Below are 21924 nucleotides of genomic sequence, written 5' to 3'. Positions count from 1 at the left end.
TGCGGTTGCCAGGTAGGTGAGGTGGGTCGAGGTGCGCCGACACGTGCGTATACGGGTACGACCCTGCGGGAGTGGATGGGGCGCGGTCATGCGTCGCCGGGCCTCCTGCGTCGCCGGGCCTCCTGCGTCGGCGGTGCGGCAGACAGGTGACCGGGGCTCAGCCGCCGGCCAGCCGTGCCACCTCCGCCGCGCTCAACGCCCGGTTGTGCAGCCGGAAGTCGCGCACGGCTCCGTGCAGGTACGGGTGGGTAATGTTCTGCGAGCGCCCCAGATAGTTGCGGCTGGTCGCGCCCAGCAGCAGGGGACCGCTGACCATCGCGGTATTGCGGCCGGCCTCTATGCCGTCGAGGTAGAGCACGCCTGTGCCGTTGCCCAGCGTCAGGGCCACATGCGTCCAGCTGCCGACCGGCAGCGGCCCGGCGGCGTCCACCACGTCCTCCGCCTCCATGCCGGCGATCTTCAGCGCGGCGCGGGCACGCCCGGCTCCGGTGGTCGCGGCGAGGAAGAGGTACGTGTCCTTGTGGTACCCGAGGTCGAAGACCCGGGCGGACGGGGCGAGGATGTCGACCCGTACCCGGACGCTGACGGTCAGCTCGTCCAGGCCGCTCAACAGCCCGGCCGGAAGCGCCAGATGACCGCTCACCCCATCGAACGCCACGGCGCTGTCGCCGCCGTCGGTCGTCCAGGTGGCGCCGCCCGCGAGTGTCGCGTCGGCGAAGGTACCGGTGGTGTCGGCCGTCGTCGTGCCGCTGCCTTCGCGCAACGGGTAGCGGGCGATGTCCCTTTCGCGGCCGGGTCGTGGGGTGTGGGCCCAGTACACGTTGTAGCGCTGGTGCTGGACCTCGTGGAACGGGCGCAGAGTGACCGTGCGACCGTCGGCCACGGCGGTGAACGCGGTGGGCCTGCCTGGCGTAGCCCGCAGACTGTCGGGCCGGACGGTGGGCAGGGTGGCCAGGGCGGTGTCGCCGTACTCCCCGGCCAGGACCAGGGGACCGTAGGACAGCGCGGAGACCTGCGGATTGTCCGGGGCGGCACGCCACACGGGCGTGCGCGGCAGTACGAGTTCGACGACGTCGCCGGTTCGCCAATGACGTTCCACCGTGGCATAGCTGCCGGGCCGCACATGTGCGGCGATCGGGCGGCCGTTGACCTGAAGGGTGGGCGCGCGACCCGTTCCGGCCGCCCAGGACGGGATCCGGATCTTCATCGTGAAATGCGCGGCGCCGTCCGTGACGGTCAGCCGTGTGCGGTCGCCCTTTGGGTAGTCCGTCTCCTGACGCAACGTCACACCTACCGCCGACCAGCTGAGTTCGGACGGAATGAAGAGGTTCACGTACAAAGTGGGCCGTGAGTGACATGCGTTGGAGCAGAAGTAGATGCTGTCGGCGAACTTCGTGTGCGTCTCAAGGCCCGTGCCGTGGTCGCAGGAGAAGTTGTCGTAGTCGCTGCTGTAGCTGCCGGGAGCCGCGCCGAGACCGCCCTTCGGCTCGCGCTGCGAGCCCGCCCACAGGCCCGTGTAGTACGTGACGAAGCCGTGGTCGGAGTCCGGGTCCTGCTCGCCGAGCATCTGGTTGTAGAGGGCCCACTCGTAGTGGTCCATGTACTCGGCGCGCTCCGGGCTGTGCAGGAAGAGCTGCCGCCCGAGCTTGAGCATGTTGTAGCTGTTGCAGTTCTCGCAGGTCACCTCGGAGAGCCGACTGACGATCTCGTCCGGCGGGCCGAAGAGTTCCTGGTTGGAGTTGCCGCCGATGGCGTAGGAGTGGTGCCGGACGACCGTCGTCCAGAAGGTGTCGGCGACGTGCAGATACCGGGAATCGCCGGTCGCCTCGTAACTCGGCACGGCGCCGACGACCTTGGCGATCTCGGTGTTGGCGTGCCGTCCGGCCAGCTCGTCGCGGCCCGCGGCCAGCGGCGCGTACAGGTCCTCGTGATCGAAGCGCTGAGCGGTCCGCAGATGGGCACTGTCACCGGTGACCTGGTAGAGCCGGGTGAGTACGTCGTTCATGCCGCCGAACTCGACCTTCAGCACCGTCTGCATCTGCTCGTGGGAGAGCGGCGCCGTCCGTGCGTCCACCCAGGCCGCCTTCTCCAGCAGAACCTCGAACGCCTCTCGGTTGCCGCTCAGTTGGTACTGGTCCAGCAGTCCGGCCATGATTTTGTGCAGCGTGTAGTACGGGGCCCACGGCTTGCCGCCCGCCTCCAGCTGGTCGAAGACCGACTCGGGGAAGGCGGACAGATAGCCCCGGTGGAATCCCGCCGAGGTCGCGGCCCGCTGACACTGCGCCAGTGCGGAGACCAGAGCGCGGCCCTTGTCGGCGTACGCGCTGTCACCGGTGTTCGCATGCGCCTGCGCCAGTGCGCTGAGCAGATGGCCGGTGCTGTGCCCGCGCAACTGCACGTCCGGCGCTTCCCACCCGCCGCAGGGCTGGGCGGTGGACGCCAGGCCGACATTGCCGCGGAACGTGTGCAGCAGCCGGTCGATGTCGATGAAGCGGAGATAGGCGCAGGTGCGCCGCATGTTGGCGAGGAACGGGCTGTCGAGCAGCCGTACTTGGGAGAGCGGGAAGGCGGAGAGGAGCGGCTCCGCCTTGGGTCTCTCGGCATGACCACGGTCCGCGAGGCCTGCCGCAAATGCGTCTGTCGAAGCGGCCGCGTATGCGGGCGCGGACATGGGGGAGGGCAGTGCGGTGACGGCCGCCGCGGCCGAGGCCGCGAACACGATCTGACGGCGGGAAGGAGTGGCGGGGACGCGCTGTTCGGGCACGCGCTGGCTCCCTTCGAGTGGGCAGCAATTCCCTGAGTGGCCAAGAAATTTGAATCGTTTAAGGCGCTGCCGGGAGACGGTAAATGCGTGCACAGTGGCCGTCAAGGCTTCTGACAAGAACACTGATCAGTAGGCTTCTCGTTCGAAATGTCGAGCATCCAGGGGGCGGCGATGGGCGGGGATCCCGTCCGCGATTTTGAAACGTTCAATTCATACGTGCTACAGGCAACGACCTGCATTCCGAGCGCAAACCCGGACCGCCCGCCTCGTCCGGACTCTTGACCGAATTGGTCCAGTCCAATAACGTCCCCTCGCACAGAACCGCACAAGACGCAACACCCCCCATCCGTCACATGAGTTGACGGGCTTCATTCCTCCGGGAGGGCCCCTGTGGTTTCGCGACGCTCCTTCCTGGCCGCGGCTGGTTCCGTCACCGCCGCGACTGCGCTCGGCCCGTTCACGCCGCTGGCCTCCACCGCGGCGGCAGCGGGCGTCTCTCTCCCCGTGAAACTGGCGAACAACTCCGGCAACGACACGGTCTACGCCTACATCTCGGGCTCCGACAGCAGCGGTTGGCCGGTCTTCGTCTCGGCGAACGGCGCCCTGAATCGGCTGCCCAATCCGTCGTCGCCGGTGACCCCCATCGCCGACTACTCCATCGCCCTCGGCGCCTCGGGCTCGGCCGGCGTCACCGTCAACCTGACCGACTACGTCATCGGCGGCCGTGTCTGGTTCTCGGTCGGCAAGAAGCTCCAGTTCTTCGTCAACCCGGGCAACCCACCCGGCGTCGTACAGCCCGCGCTCGTCAGCTCCGACCCCAACTGGTCCACCAACTGGACGTTCTGCGAGTTCACCTTCAACAGCGCCAACCTCTACGCGAACATCTCCTACGTCGACATGGTCGCGCTGCCGATCTCGATGGCCAGCACCGGCAGCGGCGGCAACCAGTCGGTCACCCCGCTGCCCGCCGGCGCGCTCGCCTCCATCGCCTCCGGGCTCCAGGCACAGCACGCCTCCGACGGAGCGCCCTGGGACAGGCTGGTGGTCTCCGACTCGTCCGGCGGGGTGCTGCGCGTCATGTCGCCCTCGCACTCGCCGGTGGACTTCGGCGGCTACTGGGACGACTACCTGAACCGGGTGTGGAGCCACTACGCCTCCACTCCGCTGACCATCAACGGCCAGGGCAGCATCGGCTCCTACACCGGCACCGTCTCCGGAAACGCCATCGTCTTCTCCGGCCTCAACACCAACGGCGTGCCGTTCACCAAGCCCAGCGCCGTCGACATCTTCGGCTGTGCGTCCGGGCCCCTCTACAACTCGGGCGGGGATGCACGCGGGGCGATAGCCGCCCGGCTCGCGGCCGCGCTCAACCGCAGCTCACTTCTGGTCTCCGGCGGGAACAACCAGCCCGACGGCGTGACCCCCTCGCAGTACTACCAGGACTCGATCACCAACCACTACGCCAGGCTGGTCCACAAGTACGCCAGCATCGGCTACGCCTTCCCCTACGACGACGTCGGCCCCACCGGCTCGGCCCCCGTCGACGGTCACATCCAGGACGGGGCGCCCACCTCGTGGAGCATCACCCTGGGCGCCGGAGCCGCCGGCGGAGGGGGCGGCGGCGGAGGCGGCGTCAGCGCCTACGACACCATCCAGGCGGAGTCCTACTCGGCACAGAGCGGGACCACCACCGAGAGCTGCTCCGACACCGGGGGCGGCAGCGACGTGGGGTACATCGCGAACGGTGACTGGCTGAAGTACTCCTCCGTGGACTTCGGTTCGACCTCCCCGAGCCAGTTCAAGGCACGGCTCGCGTCCGGCGCGGCCGCCGGTGTCAGCGGTGCCATCCAGGTACGGCTCGACAGCACCGGCGGCACCAAGATCGCCGAGATCGACTTCGGCAACAACGGCGGCTGGCAGAACTGGCAGACGATCCCCGCGAACGTCGTCGCCTCCGCCACCGGCGTCCACGACGTCTATCTGGTCTTCTCGGGAAGCACTTCGGACTTCACCAACGTCAACTGGTTCACCTTCACCCGCTGACCCCGGTGAGACGGAGGTCGGGACGGCGTCGAGCAACTGGGCGACGCCGATCTCGACCTCCGCCTTGGCCGGCGGTGATCAACTCCTCCTGAGGAGCTATCTTGATCGGGCACGCCGATCGAGACCGGTGGAGTTCAGGTGGCCATGGCGCACGAGCGCATCGCGGGCGGGACGATCAGCATCGTCACGGCCGTGCATGCGCCGGGGGCGGAGTATCTGCCGGACGCCTACCAGTCGCTCCTCGACCAGGAGATGCCCGCTGGGTGGGAGTGGCAGTGGGTGGTTCAGGAGGACGGTGAGAGCGACGCCGTGACCCCGCTCGTGCCCGACGACGTACGCGTGAGCTTCGGTCAAGGGCGCGCCGGACGCGCGGCCATGGCCCGGACCATGGGCCTCGCACGCGCCCGCGGCAGCCTGGTGAAGGTGCTGGACGCGGACGACATGCTGACCCCCGGCACGCTCGCACGCGACATCGCCGCCGTCTCGCAGGCAGGCATCGGCTGGGCGACCTCGCGGGCCCTCGACCTCCTGCCGGACGGCTCGACCGTCGCCTTCGACCAGGACCCGCCGGAGGGACCGATCGAGCGGGGAGCCGTCCTGGACCACTGGAAAGCCCACGACCACCGCGCCCAGGTTCACCCCGCAACGCTCTGCGTACGCCGGAATCTCCTCCTCGCCCTCGGCGGATGGATGGCCCTGCCGGCATCGGAGGACACCGGCCTCCTGCTCGCGCTGAACGCGGTCAGCCGCGGCTGGTTCAGTGCGGAGACCGGGCTCCTCTACCGGAAGTGGCCGGGGCAGGTGACCAGCCACGAGTCCCATCTGCACGAGGGCGAGCGCACGGCACGCATGGCCGTCATCGGGGAACGGGCCGAAGCCCTTGCCCGCCTCGGGCAGTGGCGCTACGAGGAAGACTGAACCAGCTCACCCGCAGGACAGCAGCCCTTCCCGCTGCTTGGCCGCCAGGACGCGGTGGACGCTCTGGTCGACCTGGGCGCGGAAGGCCGAGTTCTGTGCCATGCGGGTCTGCACCGCCTTGGCCATGACCGGGATCTGGGTCGGCTCGATCGTCAGCACCAGATCCCCGCCTGCCGACAAGAAGTTCACTGCCCGGTCGGCCGGGGGCACGGCCTTCACGGCAACCGCCTGGCCGAGGTCGTCGGACACGACCACACCCTTGAAGCCGAAGTCCTTGCGGAGCATGTCCTTGATCACCGTGGAGGAGAACGCGGCCTGGTGCTTCGGGTCGATCCTGCTGTACGTGGCCGAGGAGATCATGACGAAGGGCGCGCCCGCCTTGATCCCGGAACGGAACGGGTCGAGGCTCGAACTCGTGCGTGTCGTCACCGAATCCACCACGTTCGCCGTGGTGTCCGTATTGCCGCGAACGCTGCCGAGCCCCGGGAAGTGCTTCAGCGTGGCCAGCACCTTCGACCGGGCCATTCCGGCGGCGAACGCGTTGCTGTGCGGCGTCACCGTCGCGGCCGTATGGCCGAACTCGCGGTCGTAGCCGCCGATCGGCGCGTTGTTCCTGCCCACAGAGGCCGGGACGACATCGGCCACGGGCGCGAGGTTCAGATTCACTCCGGCCGCCCCGAGCTGCTCGGCCCATGTGGCGGCCTGGCTGCGCAGATACGAGGTCGACCAGCTGCCCTGCGTCAGCGCGCTCGGAATGGCCGAGAACCCCGGACCGGACAACACCTGCACATGGCCGCCCTCCTGATCGGTGGAGACCAGCAGGGACACGCGCTTCCCGGCCACGGTGTCGGCCTGCGCCTGGAGGCTGTCGACGAGGGCCTTGGTCGCCCGTGTACCCGCGCTGCTGCGTCCGGCCAGGAACACCGACCCGACGTGTGACTGGCGCATCAGCTGGATCTTCTGCCGGTCAGGGCTGGACGCGGTGACGGCGCCCATGAAGAGCTGACCGACGCGCTGCGGACCCGTCATCGCTCCGTAGACCTTGTCGACGCAGCTAGGGGCTGCGCTCATGGCGGAGGGGGCCGGTGCGTTCGTTCTGCCGGCCGCGTGAGACGTGCATGCGCCCACCAGGCTTGCTGCCGCCAGCGAGAGCGTCACCACGGGGACGGGCCACAGTGCCCGCATCCTGTTCGAGCGATGATTCGGCGCCTGCTGAGATGTCATGAAGGTCCCTCGCGGCACGCCCGGCGGACCGGGTATCCCTTCAGGCGGCCGCCGACGATGGACATTCCTCCCGTTCGAGTAAACGTACATCCAGAAGGCGGGATACGCCTCCGCTGGCGATGGCGCTCTCCGGCTGACGAGCGGGCACCAAGTGATCACTGAGAGTTGACTCAGAGGTCACTGTGCGTTCGCTGAGTGATGACTTTCGCATCTCTATTGACCTGCGCAGATTCGTTGTGTTTCGCTCATTCGATCTAGGGGGCGAAGTGAAGCAGGGTATGGGGAGATTCATTCGAACCGCGGGTGCGGTGGCCGGGGCAGAACAGACGGGGCGGGCGGCACAGCCGGCATCTAGTGAAGCGGTTCGCAATTGACAGGCAGACAGTTGCAGCCCGGAGCGAGACTCTGGGCCGTGGTGGCGATCGCGGTCGCCGGCTTCCTCATCGGGCTGGAATTCGCCGTACGCCACTACGGCCTGCCCGGGCCAATCACGACCCAGGCGCGAGAGGTGATCCTCCCGCCGAAATCAGGCGGCGTGCTCTATGCGGGCATGGCGTTGATGATGGTGGTGCTCACCTGGCGGCAGCGCTTCATCGCGCTGGGCGCGGCCCTCGGCATTGACATCGTTTTCTCGCTGGTCCGCTGGACGGCCGGCATCAGGGTGACCGACGGCCACCCCTTCGGCAACGGCGCGCTGTGGGTGATCCTGGGCTGCGCGGTCATCGCCGTCACCCGCCGCACCGGCGCGGACCGCACCCTGTTGCTCAAGGGCGTCGGACTGGCCCTGCTGCTGGTGACGGGCCGCAAGACCGGCGACGCCTGGCTGTTCATCACCGCCCAAACCCGCCCCATGGTGCTCGACCAGTACGTGGCGACCACCGACCACGCACTGGGCAACCCCTCCTGGCTGGTTGGGCGCATCGTGACCGCCTGCGGCCCCGTCGGCTTCAACTTCCTCGACATCGTCTACGGCCAGCTCCCGGTGGCCGCCGTCGCCGTCGCGCTGTACCAGTTGCGCCATGTCGCCGCCGAACGCCGCTTCCCGCGCCACCACCTGGTGCGCACGTTCCTCGTGATAGGCCTCGTCGGACCGGTCTTCTACATGATCTTCCCGGTGGTCGGCCCGCTGTTCGCCTACGGCACCGGCACCGCGCACTGGGAGGGCGTCAGCCTGTGGGCGCCCCACATGCCGCCCAGCGCGCACTGGGCCGCCGCCGATCTGTGGCCGCGGACGCCGGTCCAGATTGGCGCCCCGCACCACATGCCCTTCGACCAGGTCACCCCACGCAACTGCATGCCGAGCCTGCACACCGCATGGGCCACCGCGATCTTCATCCACTCCCGCAAGGGCCCGCGCGCGCTGCGCTACGCCGGCACGTTCTGGCTCATCGCCACCCTCACCGCGACGCTCGGCTTCGGATACCACTACGGCGCCGACCTCATCGCCGGTGTTGTGTTCACGCTCACGATCGAGGCCGCCCTGCGTGCCCACGACCACGGCTGGGACTGGTCGGGGATCCACCTGGTCACCTACGGCACGACCGTCTTCGGCACCCTCCTGCTGTCGTACCGCTATCGCCCGGTCGAGATGGCCCTGCACCCCTGGCTGGCCGGCCCCCTGCTCCTCCTCGCCATGGCCTCGGTGATCTACGCCTACATACGCACCACCGCGGCCTGGGAAGCGGGAACGGTGCCCGCCCGGCAACCGGCCGTCCCGGGGCCCGAACTGGTCCGACGGCAAGGCGGCACGGCAGACGTCGGAGGTTAGACTCGCGGCGCTGATCGCTAGGAGGGGACAGTGAGCCAAGCACCCGTACGGTTCGGCATCGTGGGCAGTGGCTGGCGGGCCGAGTTCTTCGTCCGGCTGGCGAAGGCGCTGCCCGAACGGCTCGCAGTGGCCGGTGTGGTGACCCGCTCCGCCGAGCGCGCGGCCGAGATCCAGGCGAAGTGGTCAGTGCCCGCGTTCCGCACGGTCGGCGAACTGTGCGACACCCGACCGGAGTTCGTGATCCCCTCGGTACCGTGGGACGTGACCCCGCAGGTCGTACGGGACCTCGTCGAGCGTGAGATGCCGGTCCTCGCCGAGACACCGCCGGCGCCGGACGTCCAAGGGCTCGAGGAGCTGTGGGACGCCGTGGGAGCCGCCAGGCGCGCCGGGGGAGGCGCACTGGTTCAAGTGGCGGAGCAGTACACCCTGATGCCCGGCCACGCGGCTCGCCTCGCCCTCGTGCGCGAAGGCGTGATCGGGCAGGTCACCTCCGTACAGGTGTCGTCGACCCACATGTACCACGCGATGTCACTCATCCGGCACGCGCTGGGTGTCGGCCACGGGCCCGCGACGGTGACGGCCCGGGCCTTCACCGCCCCCCTCGCCGATCCGCTGTCTCCCGGCGGATGGTCGGACGACCTGACGCCCAAGGACGCCGTCACCACCCTCGCCCTCCTGGACTTCGGTGACGCCCGCACGGCTCTGTACGACTTCACGGACAACCAGTGGTGGAACCCGCTGCGCGCCCGCCGGATCGTCGTACGCGCATCGCTCGGCGAGATGGTGGACGACACGGTGGTGCGGATGACCGATCCGCGCACCCCCGTCGAATCCACGCTGATGCGCCGCCGCACCGGCACCGACCTCAATCTCGAAGGCGCCGAGGTGCACCACATCTCCTTCGACGGACGGGTGGTGTGGCGCAACGAGTACCTCGGAGCGAGCCTGTCCGAGGACGACCTGGCTGTCGTGGATCTGCTGTGCCGTACGGGCGCATGGGTACGGGACGCGGGCCCCGAACCGTATCCGCTGGCCGAGGGGTGCCAGGACCATCTGCTGGCACTGGCCTGCGAGGAGTCGGCGCGGACCGGGGCTCCGGTGACCACCCGGGTGCACGCCTGGGCGGATCGCTGATCGGTCACCGCGGCTGCAGCGCCGAGGCGTCCGAGAACCTGAATCGACGGTCGGTTCGTCTTGCTGATCGTGAAAGGCATGGCTGAACCCGACGAGGCAGAACTCGTGCGCCGCGTCGCCGGTGGTGACCGGACGGCGTTCGACGAGTTGTATCGGCGCACGTCGCCCTGGCTGGCGGTGCGGCTCCGCCGCCGCTGCGCCGACGAGGACGTGGTCGCCGACGTGTTGCAGGAGACCTATCTGGCTGTCTGGCGCGCGGCCGGCAGTTACGCGGGCTCCGTGACCGACGGCAGTGCGGTCGGCTGGCTCTGGTCGATCGCCGCGAACCGTCTCGTCGACGCGTTCCGCAGGCGCGCCCGGCAGGAGCGGGTGCCGACCGTCGCCCTCCTTGAGACGACCGCGCCCGCCGCCGAGGACGAGGTGATGGCGCACCGCGTCGACCAGCACTTCGAACAGGCGCTGCTGCGGCTGCCACCGGAGCTGCGACAGGTGCTGCAGGCCATGGTGCTCGACGACCTGTCCGTACGTCAGACGGCGGTCCTGCTCGGCATGCCGGAAGGCACGGTGAAGACCCGCGCGCGGCGGGCCCGGATCGCGCTGCGGGAGGCGCTGTCATGACTCATCCCACCACCACGATCCTGGCCGGCTACGCGGACGGCGGGCACGGACTCGACGACGCCACCCTCTGGTCGATCGAGGTCCATCTCGACGCATGCGCCGACTGCCGCGGTCAACTGGCCGCCCACACCACCCCGGACACGACGGAACTGCTCGACCGCGTCGCCGTCTCGCTCGGCCAGGCCATCGACGGCGCCCCTCCGCCCGCCCGGCAACCCGCACCGGCAGCGGCCGTGCACCGACGCTGGCTCGCCTGGACGCTGCTGCCCTGGCTCGCGGTGACCGTCGCGGTGCTGGGCTGCGGCGTGCTCCTCGACGCCGTCGAGCCGAGCCTGCCCTCGCTCGTCCTGCTGCTGGCCCCGGTGGCCCCGCTGCCCGGCGTCGCGGTGACCTGGAGCCAACGCATCGACCCCGCCTGGGAGTTGATCGCCACCACACCCGCGGCAGGGCTGGCCATGGTGCTCAGGCGGACGCTCGCCGTCCTCGTCGTCGTGCTTCCGGCACTGCTCGTGGCGGGCGTGAGCACCGGAACCTCGCTCGCCCTCACCCTGCTGCCCTGCCTCGCGTTCACGGCGGCCGCCCTCGCGCTGGGCGCCTTCATCGGCGTACGCCGAGCGGCGATCGGTCTCGCGGTGGCCTGGTCCGCCGCGGTGCTGCTGCCGAGCGTGGCGACCCGATCCCTCTCCCCGGTACTGCAGTCGGGCAGCACCGCCGTCTGGGCGGTCACCACCGTGGCCCTGGCCGCGATCACCCCGCTGGCCGCCGCCCACTTCCGCCGCCTGGCCAGCGGCAACTGACGCCCCATCACATCCCCATCACACCCCCACTCACACAGGAGAAACCCATGCGAGCGGTGCGCACTGCCGAAACGGCACCCACCCTTCATCCCTGGCTCGTGCACGCGGAGAAACTGCGTGTCCGGGCAGGCCGGCACCTGGCCGTCGACGGACTCGACCTCACGCTGACAGCGGGCGTGCACGGTGTACTCGGCCCGAACGGCGCCGGAAAGACCACGCTGATGCGCGCGTTGTCCACCGTCGTCAAACCCGCGGACGGCACCTTGACACTGCTCGGCGCGCAGGTCGACGGCCGTGCCGACCTGCGCGAGGTGCGCCGCCAACTGGGCTATCTGCCGCAGCAGTTCGGCTTCTACCCGCGGTTCACCGTCCGTGAGTTCGTCACCTACATGGCCTGGCTGAAGGAAATACCCAAGGCCGCCGTGCCCGACGCCGTGCAACGCGCGATCGACCGGGTGGGACTCACCAGCAAGGCGGATGCCAGGATGAAGACGCTGTCCGGCGGCATGTTGCGCCGGGCCGGCATCGCGCAGGCCGTCGTCAACGACCCCCGGCTGCTGCTCCTCGACGAGCCCACCGTCGGACTCGACCCCGAACAGCGCCTGGAATTCCGTGACTTGCTGCGGGACCTGGCCTCCGAGAGCTGTGTGCTGGTCTCCACGCACCTCGTCGAGGACGTCGTCGCCGCCTGCACCGACGTCCTCCTCATGAACGAAGGCCGGCTCCTCTTCCAGGGCACCCCCGACGACCTGATCGCCCGCGGCGGGCACAGCGACGCGGGCGACAGCCCGGCAGAGCGCGGCTACTCCGCCCTCCTGCGCCGACACCGGAGCAACGCATGAACCGCATCCTCGGAATCGAACTCCGGCGCTCGGCAGCCCTCGGCGCGGCACTCCTGATCTCCGTCGCCGGCGCGATCGTCCTCCACGCCACCCCCGGACGATGGTCCGCCGGATGGATGGCGCTGGCCATGAGGCAACGCGAGTATCTGGCGGTCCTCTCACCCCTCGCGATGGCCGCCGGTGCATGGCAGTCCTATCGCGAACACCGGGCGAACACCGGCGAGTTGTTCGCCACCGCGCCCCGCCCGCGACCACAGCGCATCGTGCCGATCCTGCTCGCGACCGCCCTGGCTGTGCTCGTCGCGTACCTGGTCACGCTCCTCGCGGCGACGCCACGGATCGCCGACACGGCGCGCTACCTGCCGCCTGCGGCGTTCGTCGTCGTGGCCGTCGGCCTGATCGCGATGATCGCCTCGGTCTGGCTCGGGCTGGCCGTCGGACGCCTGCTGCCGGCGCTCGCGACCGCCCCCGCACTGGCCGTGCTCGGCTTCGCCCTGCTGATCCTCGCGCCACACGCCCTCGCGGACGACGGAGTCGCGGCGGCGTTCTCCCCGGCCCTGGGGATGAGCATGTTCAGCGACTACGACACCGTCGGCGCCCGAGTCAGCATTGCCCAGGCGCTCTGGATGGCCGCGGTCGCGGTGGCCGCCGTCGTGCTCCTGGCCGTCCACAACCGCACGTTCGCGCTCACCGCGCTGGCGCCGCTGGCCATCGGGGCCACGGCCACGACCCTGGTCGTGCCGACCGGACACGCCTACGACCGGTCGACGCTCGACCCGGTCGCCCAGGAACTCGTGTGCACCCACGACACTCCGCGCGTCTGCGTCAGCCGAGCGCACGAAGGTCTGCTGTCCGAGGTGACCCCCAAAGCCCGGCACGCACTGAAACTCCTGTCGAGAACAGCGCTCGTCCAGGCACACGAGGACACCTCCACGCTCTTTCCGCCCACGTCACCGAGGACGCGAGCGGACACCGCACTCATGACGATCACGGTCGACAAGCGCGGTCACCTCGCCCACCCGGGCCGATTCGAACCGACCCTGCTCACCGGGGTGTTCACCGGTCCTCCGAGCTGCGGGGACAACCGGGACTTCACGGTGGCCACCGCCGCGGCCTACTGGTTGCTCGACCGCGAACCGACCGCCGGTTCCGATGGCCTCGAATTCGACGACCCGGACGCCGTCAAGCTCTGGAAGAAACTTCGGGCACTGCCACGAGCCGAGGCCGAGGCCCGCGTGACCGCCGTCCAACAGGCCGCCCAGAAATGCCAGGACACCACCAACCTCCTGACGCGAGGCGCCCGATGAACGGCCTGACACTCTACGTCCGCTCACGTCAGGTCCCGGCGGCCCTCGGCGCGGCCGCCGCTGCCACGACCGTCGCGTGGCTCTGCGCCACGGGGTTCGGCGGCAAGGGCGAGGTGAGCAGCACCGTACTCGTCCTGACGGCCCTTCTCCTGGTGGCCGTTGCCACAGCCACGCTCGAAGGCCCCGACGACGCCCTGGACCGTACGGCTGCGCGGCCGTGGGGGTGGCTGCGGATCTCCCACCTGGCCACGGCCCTGGGAGGCGTACTCGCCCTCCTGCTCACCACGCTGCTCACCGCCACCCGGTTCGGGCCGGTCGGATGCGCCGTCCGTGACGCGGGCGGCCTGCTCGGCCTGACCGCCCTGGGAGCAGCCACGGTCGGCACCGCCCGGTCGTGGTTCGTGCCCCTCGGCTGGACGCTCGGCGCGGCGACGTTCCCGGGTGCGGGCACGGCGGGGGAGGCGCTGACCTGGCAGACACAGGCCGCCGACAGCCGACCCGCGACCGTGGTCGCAGCGGTACTCGCCATCACGGGAACGGTCGCCTACGTCAGCGGAGGCCCACGCCGCCGGACGTCGTCGGAGAACGTTTGAGGCTGCCCACGGGCGGCGTGGAGCTCGGGTGCTCGCCGACGGGCGGTCGGGCGGTCGGGCTGTTGGGTCGTCCGGCGGGTAAGCCCGCCGCGATCTCAAGTACGCAGCGCCTGACGCAGGTGCAGGCCGTAGTGGTGGCGCAGTCGGTGCATCTCCCAGCAGGACACGGCGGTCACGGTGATGGGGGCGCCCATCATGAAGACCACTCTGGCGAGCACCGGGACCCCGGAGTAGGCGCCGGTGATCACATCCATCAGCGCCAACTCCCAGGACAGGGCGATCGCGAGGACGGGCGGGACCAGTTCGTGGATGTCGGCGGTCCGCAGGACGTGGATGAGGGCCAGGCCGATGCCGTAGAGGGCGAAGCCGAGCGACCACGCGCACAACACGCCGAGGACGATCTTTCCGGGCAGTCCGATGAAGTCGCGGAATCCCTTGGTGACCGGGTCCGGTGCCATGGCCAGCGGGAAGGTGGCCATGGAGGCCAGCAGGGCCCCGATCGCGGCGAGGGAACGCAGGGCGCGGCGCAGGTACAGGCGTCTGAGGTGACCTTGGGCGGCGGCCACGAACCCGCCGAGAACTACCGGGAAGGTGCACATGAGCACCAGGACGCTGACCCAGCTCTGGTCGAACCGGTCCGAGAGTGCGGCGTCGACGTCGGTGGCGTCGCTGACCAGGCCGTAGGTGATGGTGAGCCACAACCAGGCGACGACGCCCAACACGGTCCGCCACCGCTGCAGTCGGCCGACGGTGGGGTCCTCGACGCGGTCCGGGCGCGAGGGTCGGAAGACTCTCTGGGCGGCGTAGAACGGATTGCGGACGCAGCGCAGGATCTTCTGGCTCCGCGTCGGCTCCGGGGCGGGGGGCATGTTGGGCGGTCGCAGCCCGCCGTAGGGGTTGGGCGGGTAGGGGCCCCAGCCCGGCGGTGGCGGCTGCGGCGGGTAGGGGCCGCCGGGCTGAGGAACGTACGGGCCGGGCGGCGGGCCCGTCGGTCCCGGTCCTGTCGGCTGCCCGTTCGGGCCGAATTGCGGGCCCCCGTAGCCATTTCCCCCGTACGCGTTCACAGCAATTCCCCCGTAGTTTTTGTCCGGCTGAGCGTCGCGGATCTTACCCTGCTCTTACACCCGCCACGCCTCGATGCACGCCTTAGCGTCGGGGCGACCGAGCTGCATATTCAGTACGAATGTGCCGTCCCGCTTGCGTCACAGCGCGGCGCTCACCTCGCCGATCGCGGTGTCCAGGATCGAGAGCCCGAGGGCCAGTTCGTCCTCGGTCGCCGTCAGTGGGGGAGCGATGCGGAAGACCCCGCCCATCCCGGGGAGTTGGACGATGTTCATGTGCAGGCCGAGTTCGAGGCAGCGGCGGGTGACCCGGGCGCCGAGTTCGTCCGAGCTCTGCTTGGTCTCGCGGTCGACGACGAGTTCGAGGCCGACGAGCAGGCCGCGGCCGCGGATGTCGCCGATGACCTCGTGACGGGCGGCCATGTCGTCCAGGCCGGTGCGCAGGAAGGCCCCGAGTTCGCGGGCGCGCACGTCGAGGCCGTCATCGGCCAGTACGTCGAGAACGGTGTTGCCCACCGCGGCCACCAGCGGGTCCGAGACATGCGTGGTGAAGAAGAGGAAGCCGCGGTCGTACGCCTCCTGCTCGATCTCGGCACTGGTGACGACGGCAGCCAGCGGCAGGCCCGCACCGAGGGTCTTGGAGAGCGTGAGGATGTCGGGGACGACACCGTCGCGTTCGAAGGCGTACCAGGTGCCGGTGCGGCACAACCCTGTCTGGGCCTCGTCGAGGATCAGCAACATGCCGCGCTCGCGGCACTTGTGCTGGAGGGCCGCGAAGTAGCCGGGCGGCGGTTCGATGATGCCGCCGGAGCTGAGGATCGGCTCCACCAGGCATGCCGCGAGACTGCCCGTGGACTGCGCGTCGATGAGGTCGAAGGCGAAGTCCAGCTGCCGGCGCCAGTCGAGGTCTCCCTCGGGGGTGGTGAAGTCCGGGCGGTAGGCGTTGGGGACGGGGATCGCGAAGTTGCCGGGCGCGGACGGGCCGTAGCCCTTGCGCCCCGCGCTGTACGTGGCGGAGGCGGCGGCCTGCGTCATGCCGTGCCAGGACCTGGCGAACGAGACGATCTCGTGCTTGCCCGTGACCAGCTTGGCCATCCGGATGGCGGCCTCGTTCGACTCGGCGCCCGTGGTCAGCAGCAGGACCTTCTCCAGCGGCGCGGGCAGGGTCCCGGCGAGGCGCCGGGCCAGCTCCACGACCGGGCGGCTGAGCATGCCGCTGTAGAGGTGGTCGAGGGTGGCGACCTGGCGCTGGACGGTCTCCACGATCGCGGGGTGCGAGTGGCCGAGGATCGCGCTCATCTGGCCGGAGGTGAAGTCGAGGATCTTCCGGCCCTGTGCGGTGAACACGAAACTTCCGGCGGCGCGCTCGACGACCTCGCGGGTGAAGCCTCCGCCGTAGTAGCGGACGAGGTGCCGATCGGCGTCGGCCCAGAACGCGGAGTCGGGCGTGGACGCGGGCGTGGACTCGGGGGCGGGTCGGACGGTGGACGTAGGGGTCGCAGCAGCCATGACGTCGACGGTAGGGCGGTGGCGAGGGCCGCGTCCATCACACAATTCCGGCTGTACTGTTCGGAAAAACCGCACAACAATGAGGGGGTGATGAACCCCTGGAGGCTGCGGCTGCTGTCCCAGCTGGACACGCTGGGCACGGTCAGGGCGGTGGCCGAGGCCGCCCACCTGAGCCCGTCGAGCGTGTCCCAGCAGCTCGCCGTGCTGGAGACCGAGACCGGCACGCAGCTGATCGAACGCACGGGTCGCCGGGTGCGGCTGACCTCGGCCGGGCTGATCCTGGCCCGGCGTGCGCGGGCGATCCTCGACCACATGGACACCGTGGAGGCGGAGCTGCGTGGCTTCGGTGAGGAGCCGTCGGGTCTGGTGCGGCTCGGGGCGTTCCAGAGCGCGGTGCACACCATGGCCGTACCGGCGATGACCCGCCTGACCCGTGAGTACCCCCATCTCGACGTCCAGCTCCTGGAGTTGGAGCCACACGCGAGCGTTCCGGCGCTGCGGGTCGGCGACGCCGACCTGGTGATCACGACGACGGACTTCGGGGAGCTGCCCCTCGGCCCCGACCTCGACCTCCTGCCGCTGGCGACGGATCCGATCCTGCTGGTGCTGCCGCCCGAGCACCCGGCCGCCGGGCGGGGACCGGTCAACCTCGCCGCGTTCGCCGACGAGCCGTGGGCCTTCGACATCCCCCAGTCGTACATGGCCAATCTGGCCCTACGGCTGTGCCGGCAGGCGCGCTTCGAGCCCCGTGTGGTGGGCCGGTTCAGCAACTACATGCTGACCCTGGAGCTGGTCGAGGCCGGGCACGCGGTCGCGCTGCTGCCGGGGCTGGCCGTCGACGCGGGCCGCTACCGCGTCGCCACACGGGAGTTGGCCGACCCGGTGACCCGTACGATCACGGCGGCGATCCGCAGGGGCGCGCCGCCCCGCGCTGCGGTCCACCTCGTGCTCGACGCGCTGCGGCCGTCCACGGCGGGGGACGCGTGATCCGCCGGATGCCTTGATGCGCGCAACAGGCAAAGCCGCCACAGCTGTCTCCTCCCGCAGCATTGTGTCGCGCCATGTGCCCCTTTAATGTTCGGCTTTGCCTGAGTCTGTTTGACTCTGATTGCTCAGGCGGTATGGAGGCCGCAGTGCGGGGTAATCGGATCGATCCTGACAGTGCGAGACCCGGACGCCGGCGGTGGCGGAGGGCGGTCCTCGCGACCGCCGCGACCATCGCCCTGGCCGCCGGCATGACAGCGCCCGCCGTGGCGCGGGGCGGGCGGACGTCCGTCGACGCGCCCGCCGCCGGTGCGCGGGCGCACACGGTGACTCTCGACGGCTACTCGTTCCTCGTCGACGGCAAGCGCACCTACTTGTGGTCCGGCGAGTTCCACTACTTCCGGCTCCCGAGCCCGGACCTGTGGCGCGACATCTTCCAGAAGATGAAGGCCGCGGGATTCAACTCCACCTCGCTGTACTTCGATTGGGGCTACCACTCGCCGAAACCGGGCGTCTACGACTTCAGCGGCGTACGGGACGTGGACAAGCTCCTCGACATGGCGGAGGAGGCCGGGCTCTACGTGATCGCGCGCCCGGCGCCGTACATCAACGCGGAGGTCGACAGCGGCGGCCTGCCCGGCTGGCTGACCACCAAGGCCGAGAACAACCGCAGCGACGACCCGCGGTTCCTCAAGTACGCGGACGAGTGGATGACCCAAATCGACCGGATCATCGCACGCCATCAACTGACCAACGGCACCGGGTCGGTGATCGCCTATCAGGTCGAGAACGAGTACTACAACGGCTCGGACGCCGGCCGCTCGTACATGAAGCACCTGGAGGACAAGGCCCGCGCCGACGGCATCACGGTCCCGCTGACCGGCAACAACAACGGCACCTTCAACTCCGGCACGGGCGCCCTGGACGTCGACGGACCCGACTCCTACCCGCAGGGCTTCAACTGCTCGACCCCCGAGAAGTGGAACGGCGTCCCCGACATCAGCTACGACCACCCGGCCGGAAAGCCGCTGTACTCACCGGAGTTCCAGGGCGGCGCCTTCGACCCCTGGGGCGGACCGGGCTACGACAAGTGCGCCCAGCTGATCAACGACAAGTTCGCCGACGTCTTCTACAAGCAGAACATAGCCGTCGGCGCCACCGCGCAGAGCTTCTACATGACCTACGGCGGCACCAACTGGGGCTGGCTGGGCATGCCGGAGAACTACACGTCGTACGACTACGGGGCGGCGATCCGCGAGAACCGCCAGCTCGATCCGAAGTACGACGAGGACAAGCTCATCGGGTACTTCACCCAGTCGGTCGCCCCGCTGACCAAGACCGAGGCGATCAGGGCCACGCCACCGGACAACTCCGCGGTGGTCGACACCGCCCGGATGAACCCCGACACCAAGACGCAGTTCCACGTGCTGCGGCACGGCAACTCCACGTCCAACGCGGTCGACAGGACGCACGTCTCCCTCGACTTCAACGCCCAGCCGGTCGCGGACACCACCTACACCTGGGACGACCCCGACTCCGCGCTGCAGTACAGCGGTTCGTGGTCGCACGTGGCCGACCAGAGCTACACCGGCGGCGACTACAAGCACACCGAGTCGTTCTCCAACAAGGCCGGTGACTCGGTCACCGTTCCCTTCGACGGCACCGCGATCCGCTGGATCGGATCGAAGACCGACAACCACGGCAACGCCGACGTCTACCTCGACGGCGACAAGGTCGCGACGGTCGACGACTCCGGCAGCGAGAACCAGGCGGTGATCTTCCAGAAGACCGGTCTGAAGCCCGGATCGCACACACTGAAGATCGTCGTCGACGGGACCCACAGCTCGGCGTCCACGGACAACTTCGTGGCCATCGACGCCATCGACGTGCCCACGGCCGATGCCGCGCAACCGACCTACCCGGTCGTGCCCCAGCAGCCGGGCACCGCCATCACCCTCGACGGACGCGACTCCCGCATCATCCTGGCGAACTACCGCCTCGGGGACTCCCAGTTGCGGTACTCCACCTCGGAACTCATGACCAACGCGACCATCGGCAACCGGGACGTCGCCGTGCTCTACGGCGACCAGGGCAGCGACGGCGAGACCGTCCTGCGCTATGCCTCCAAGCCCACCGTGACCGTCAACGAGGGTACGGCCGCGACCACTTGGGACCCGGCCACCGGCGACCTGCGGCTGAACTACACCCACAAGGGACTCACCCGTATCAGCATCAGCGGCGGCGGACACCGCCCGCTGCTGCTCCTGGTCGGCGACAAGGACACGGCGAAGACCTTCTGGCGTCAGGACACCGCGAACGGCCCGGTGCTCGTCCACGGCAGCCACCTGCTGCGGACGGCGACCAGCCGGGACGGCGGCCGCACCATGGCCCTCACCGGAGACAACGCCGACGACAAGAACATCGAGGTGTTCACCTCCGCCGCCCACGTCACCTGGAACGCCAGGACGCTGAGCTCCCGCGCCTCCGCCACGGGAAGCCTCGTAGGGAAGATCCCGGTGGCCGCCCCGGTGCACCTGCCGGCCCTCACCAACTGGAAGCACGCCGACGAATCACCCGAAGCCGACCCCGGTTTCGACGACACCAGCTGGCAGGTGGCCGACAGGACGACGACCAACAGCGTCTCCGGCATCACCTCACAACCGGTGCTCCACGCCGACGACTACGGCTTCCACACCGGCAACACCTGGTACCGCGGCCGCTTCCACGCCACCGGCAAGGAGACCGGCATCCACCTGGTCTCGGACTCCGGCGGAGGCGCGCAGGCATTCTCCGCCTGGCTCAACGGCACCTTCCTCGGCAGCTCCACCACCGGCAGCGCCGACTTCAAGTTCCCGGCCGGCTCGGTCAACTCCCAGGGCGACAACGTCATTTCGGTGCTCACGGTCAACATGGGACACGAGGAGGACTACAACTCGAACAACGGCAACAAGACCGCGCGCGGCCTGACCAGCGCCTCCCTCGTCGGCGCGCCGTTGACCTCCGTCACCTGGCGGCTGCAGGGCGTACGGGGCGGCGAGGACCTCCAGGACACGGTGCGCGGCCCGCTCTCGACGGGCGGTCTGTACGGCGAGCGGGCGGGCTGGTCCCTGCCGGGCTACCCGGACTCCAATTGGAAGCAGGTGTCCCTGCCGACGACCGATTCCCGTCCCGGCGTGTCCTGGTACCGCACCGACGCCCAACTGAACCTGCCGCACGGGCAGGACACGTCACTCGGACTGACGTTCACCGACGACCCGTCCCGCAAGTACCGCGCCACGATCTTCGTCAACGGCTGGCAGGTCGGCAACTACGTCAACTACCTCGGCCCGCAGCACACGTTCCCCGTACCCAACGGAATCCTGAACCCGAACGGCCACAACAGCATCGCCATCGCCGTGTGGAACCTGGACGGCAGCACCGGCGGGCTCGGCAAGGTGTCACTCACCAACTACGGCAGCTACGCCTCGTCCCTGCGCGTCGCGCAGAACGACAGTCCTCGCTACGACGCCCACAAGTACGCGATGCCGAAGCGTCCGGGGACGGATGTCGCCCTGGACGTCCCGGACACCGCCCAGTCGGGACAGGCCTTCACCGCCCGGACCACGGTCCGGGTCCCGAAGGACAGGCAGCCCGCCTCCCGGCTGACGGCCTCGCTCTCCGCTCCGGACGGCTGGAAGGTGAGCGCCCCGAGCCCGACATCCGTCGAACATCTGCAACCCGGCCGGTCGGCCACCTTCACGTGGAAGGTCGAACCGCCTGAAGGCACTCTGCCGTCCGCCTCGGCACTGACCGCCACGGTGCACTACCGGCAGAACGGTAGGCAGTCCACCGCCGGTGACGAACGCATCGTCGGAGGGATCCCGCCGGCTCCGCCGGCCGGGAAGAGCGCCGTGAGCGACCTGCCGTTCCTGTCGTCCAGCAACGGGTGGGGGCCGGTCGAACGCGACACCAGCGTCGGCGAACAGGCCGCCGGAGACGGCCACAAGATCACCATCGCCGGTGCCGGCTACGCCAAGGGCCTGGGCGCCAACTCGGTCAGCGACGTGGTGCTCTACCTCGCGGGCAACTGCTCACGCTTCACGGCGGACGTAGGAGTCGACGACGAGACAGGCGGCGCGGGAACGGTGACGTTCTCCGTGATCGCCGACGGCAAGACCCTGGTGACCACGCCGACCATCCGTGGCAAACAGGCCGCCGTGCCCGTCGACGTCGACATCAGCGGCGCCCAAGTGGTCGACCTCAAGGTCGGCGACGCGGGCGACGGCAACGGCAACGACCACGGCGACTGGGCGACACCGACGCTGACCTGCGGGTAGCGCCGGCCGGCCCCTCTTGCCCGAGGGCAACGAGTACGGACGGACC

The 21924-nt window shown here is 69.6% G+C and carries 15 protein-coding genes; 11 read left to right on the top strand and 4 right to left on the bottom strand.

Annotated elements, in window-relative coordinates:
• Nucleotides 1-157: 157 nt before the first annotated feature.
• Nucleotides 158-2764: a glycoside hydrolase family 127 protein gene (locus JYK17_RS34270; RefSeq protein WP_222811908.1), complete on the bottom strand. Its 2607-nt coding sequence runs from the start codon at nucleotides 2762-2764 to the stop codon at nucleotides 158-160.
• A 390-nt stretch (nucleotides 2765-3154) separates the two neighbouring features.
• Between JYK17_RS34270 and JYK17_RS34265 the strand changes: the two genes are divergently transcribed.
• Both JYK17_RS34265 and JYK17_RS34260 read left to right on the top strand, forming a co-directional pair.
• A complete protein-coding gene (locus JYK17_RS34265) occupies nucleotides 3155-4807 on the top strand; it encodes a beta-1,3-glucanase family protein (protein ID WP_108012533.1) in 1653 nt (550 codons plus the stop codon).
• A gap of 144 nt (nucleotides 4808-4951) precedes the next feature.
• Nucleotides 4952-5725: a glycosyltransferase gene (locus JYK17_RS34260; RefSeq protein WP_222811907.1), complete on the top strand. Its 774-nt coding sequence runs from the start codon at nucleotides 4952-4954 to the stop codon at nucleotides 5723-5725.
• A gap of 6 nt (nucleotides 5726-5731) precedes the next feature.
• Here JYK17_RS34260 and JYK17_RS34255 read toward each other — a convergent pair whose 3' ends face one another.
• Nucleotides 5732-6796 (bottom strand): glycoside hydrolase family 3 N-terminal domain-containing protein, encoded by a 1065-nt coding sequence (locus JYK17_RS34255; RefSeq protein ID WP_234547272.1) that lies wholly within the window; start codon nucleotides 6794-6796, stop codon nucleotides 5732-5734.
• Nucleotides 6797-7361: 565 nt separating this feature from the next.
• Here JYK17_RS34255 and JYK17_RS34250 point away from each other — a divergent pair.
• From JYK17_RS34250 to JYK17_RS34220, 7 genes are all read left to right on the top strand, one after another.
• A complete protein-coding gene (locus JYK17_RS34250) occupies nucleotides 7362-8717 on the top strand; it encodes a phosphatase PAP2 family protein (protein ID WP_108012536.1) in 1356 nt (451 codons plus the stop codon).
• Between the two features lie 30 nt (nucleotides 8718-8747).
• Entirely contained in the window at nucleotides 8748-9851 is a 1104-nt protein-coding gene (locus JYK17_RS34245; RefSeq protein WP_222811905.1) for a Gfo/Idh/MocA family protein, read from the top strand.
• Nucleotides 9852-9929: 78 nt separating this feature from the next.
• Nucleotides 9930-10469, top strand: coding sequence for an RNA polymerase sigma factor (locus JYK17_RS34240; RefSeq protein WP_222811904.1), 540 nt, complete (start codon nucleotides 9930-9932; stop codon nucleotides 10467-10469).
• Nucleotides 10466-11266: a zf-HC2 domain-containing protein gene (locus tag JYK17_RS34235; protein ID WP_108012538.1), complete on the top strand. Its 801-nt coding sequence runs from the start codon at nucleotides 10466-10468 to the stop codon at nucleotides 11264-11266. Before JYK17_RS34240 ends, JYK17_RS34235 begins: the two co-directional genes overlap by 4 nt.
• A 47-nt stretch (nucleotides 11267-11313) precedes the next feature.
• The gene (locus JYK17_RS34230) at nucleotides 11314-12108 is read left to right on the top strand and encodes an ABC transporter ATP-binding protein (protein WP_222811903.1); all 795 of its coding nucleotides are present in this window, start codon (nucleotides 11314-11316) and stop codon (nucleotides 12106-12108) included.
• Nucleotides 12105-13415: a hypothetical protein gene (locus JYK17_RS34225; protein WP_222811902.1), complete on the top strand. Its 1311-nt coding sequence runs from the start codon at nucleotides 12105-12107 to the stop codon at nucleotides 13413-13415. Before JYK17_RS34230 ends, JYK17_RS34225 begins: the two co-directional genes overlap by 4 nt.
• A complete protein-coding gene (locus JYK17_RS34220; protein ID WP_222811901.1) occupies nucleotides 13412-14008 on the top strand; it encodes a hypothetical protein in 597 nt (198 codons plus the stop codon). Before JYK17_RS34225 ends, JYK17_RS34220 begins: the two co-directional genes overlap by 4 nt.
• Nucleotides 14009-14103: 95 nt before the next feature.
• On the opposite strand, the gene JYK17_RS34215 is transcribed toward JYK17_RS34220, so the two are convergent.
• Nucleotides 14104-14877 (bottom strand): hypothetical protein, encoded by a 774-nt coding sequence (locus JYK17_RS34215; protein WP_108012542.1) that lies wholly within the window; start codon nucleotides 14875-14877, stop codon nucleotides 14104-14106.
• Nucleotides 14878-15210: 333 nt separating this feature from the next.
• On the bottom strand, nucleotides 15211-16578 hold the full coding sequence (locus tag JYK17_RS34210) for an aspartate aminotransferase family protein (protein ID WP_128804256.1): 1368 nt from the start codon (nucleotides 16576-16578) through the stop codon (nucleotides 15211-15213).
• 90 nt (nucleotides 16579-16668) lie between these two features.
• Here JYK17_RS34210 and JYK17_RS34205 point away from each other — a divergent pair, with 90 nt between their 5' ends.
• Both JYK17_RS34205 and JYK17_RS34200 read left to right on the top strand, forming a co-directional pair.
• On the top strand, nucleotides 16669-17565 hold the full coding sequence (locus JYK17_RS34205) for a LysR family transcriptional regulator (protein ID WP_222811900.1): 897 nt from the start codon (nucleotides 16669-16671) through the stop codon (nucleotides 17563-17565).
• A 248-nt stretch (nucleotides 17566-17813) separates the two neighbouring features.
• On the top strand, nucleotides 17814-21878 hold the full coding sequence (locus JYK17_RS34200; RefSeq protein WP_372465358.1) for a beta-galactosidase: 4065 nt from the start codon (nucleotides 17814-17816) through the stop codon (nucleotides 21876-21878).
• Nucleotides 21879-21924: the final 46 nt, after the last annotated feature.

Source organism: Streptomyces plumbidurans, assembly GCF_019857225.1.
GTDB classification, from domain to species: Bacteria; Actinomycetota; Actinomycetes; order Streptomycetales; family Streptomycetaceae; genus Streptomyces; species Streptomyces plumbidurans.
The sequence above is the reverse complement of the archived record's forward strand: the minus strand, read 5'-3'. Positions and strand labels throughout refer to the sequence as shown.

Coding starts and splice junctions, on each gene's coding strand:
- JYK17_RS34260 (WP_222811907.1), top strand. CDS start 4,952: ATGGCGCACGAGCGCATCGCGGGCGGGACGATCAGCATCGTCACGGCC.
- JYK17_RS34255 (WP_234547272.1), bottom strand. CDS start 6,796: ATGAGCGCAGCCCCTAGCTGCGTCGACAAGGTCTACGGAGCGATGACG.
- JYK17_RS34240 (WP_222811904.1), top strand. CDS start 9,930: ATGGCTGAACCCGACGAGGCAGAACTCGTGCGCCGCGTCGCCGGTGGT.
- JYK17_RS34235 (WP_108012538.1), top strand. CDS start 10,466: ATGACTCATCCCACCACCACGATCCTGGCCGGCTACGCGGACGGCGGG.
- JYK17_RS34230 (WP_222811903.1), top strand. CDS start 11,314: ATGCGAGCGGTGCGCACTGCCGAAACGGCACCCACCCTTCATCCCTGG.
- JYK17_RS34225 (WP_222811902.1), top strand. CDS start 12,105: ATGAACCGCATCCTCGGAATCGAACTCCGGCGCTCGGCAGCCCTCGGC.
- JYK17_RS34220 (WP_222811901.1), top strand. CDS start 13,412: ATGAACGGCCTGACACTCTACGTCCGCTCACGTCAGGTCCCGGCGGCC.
- JYK17_RS34215 (WP_108012542.1), bottom strand. CDS start 14,877: ATGCCCCCCGCCCCGGAGCCGACGCGGAGCCAGAAGATCCTGCGCTGC.
- JYK17_RS34210 (WP_128804256.1), bottom strand. CDS start 16,578: ATGGCTGCTGCGACCCCTACGTCCACCGTCCGACCCGCCCCCGAGTCC.
- JYK17_RS34205 (WP_222811900.1), top strand. CDS start 16,669: ATGAACCCCTGGAGGCTGCGGCTGCTGTCCCAGCTGGACACGCTGGGC.
- JYK17_RS34200 (WP_372465358.1), top strand. CDS start 17,814: ATGACAGCGCCCGCCGTGGCGCGGGGCGGGCGGACGTCCGTCGACGCG.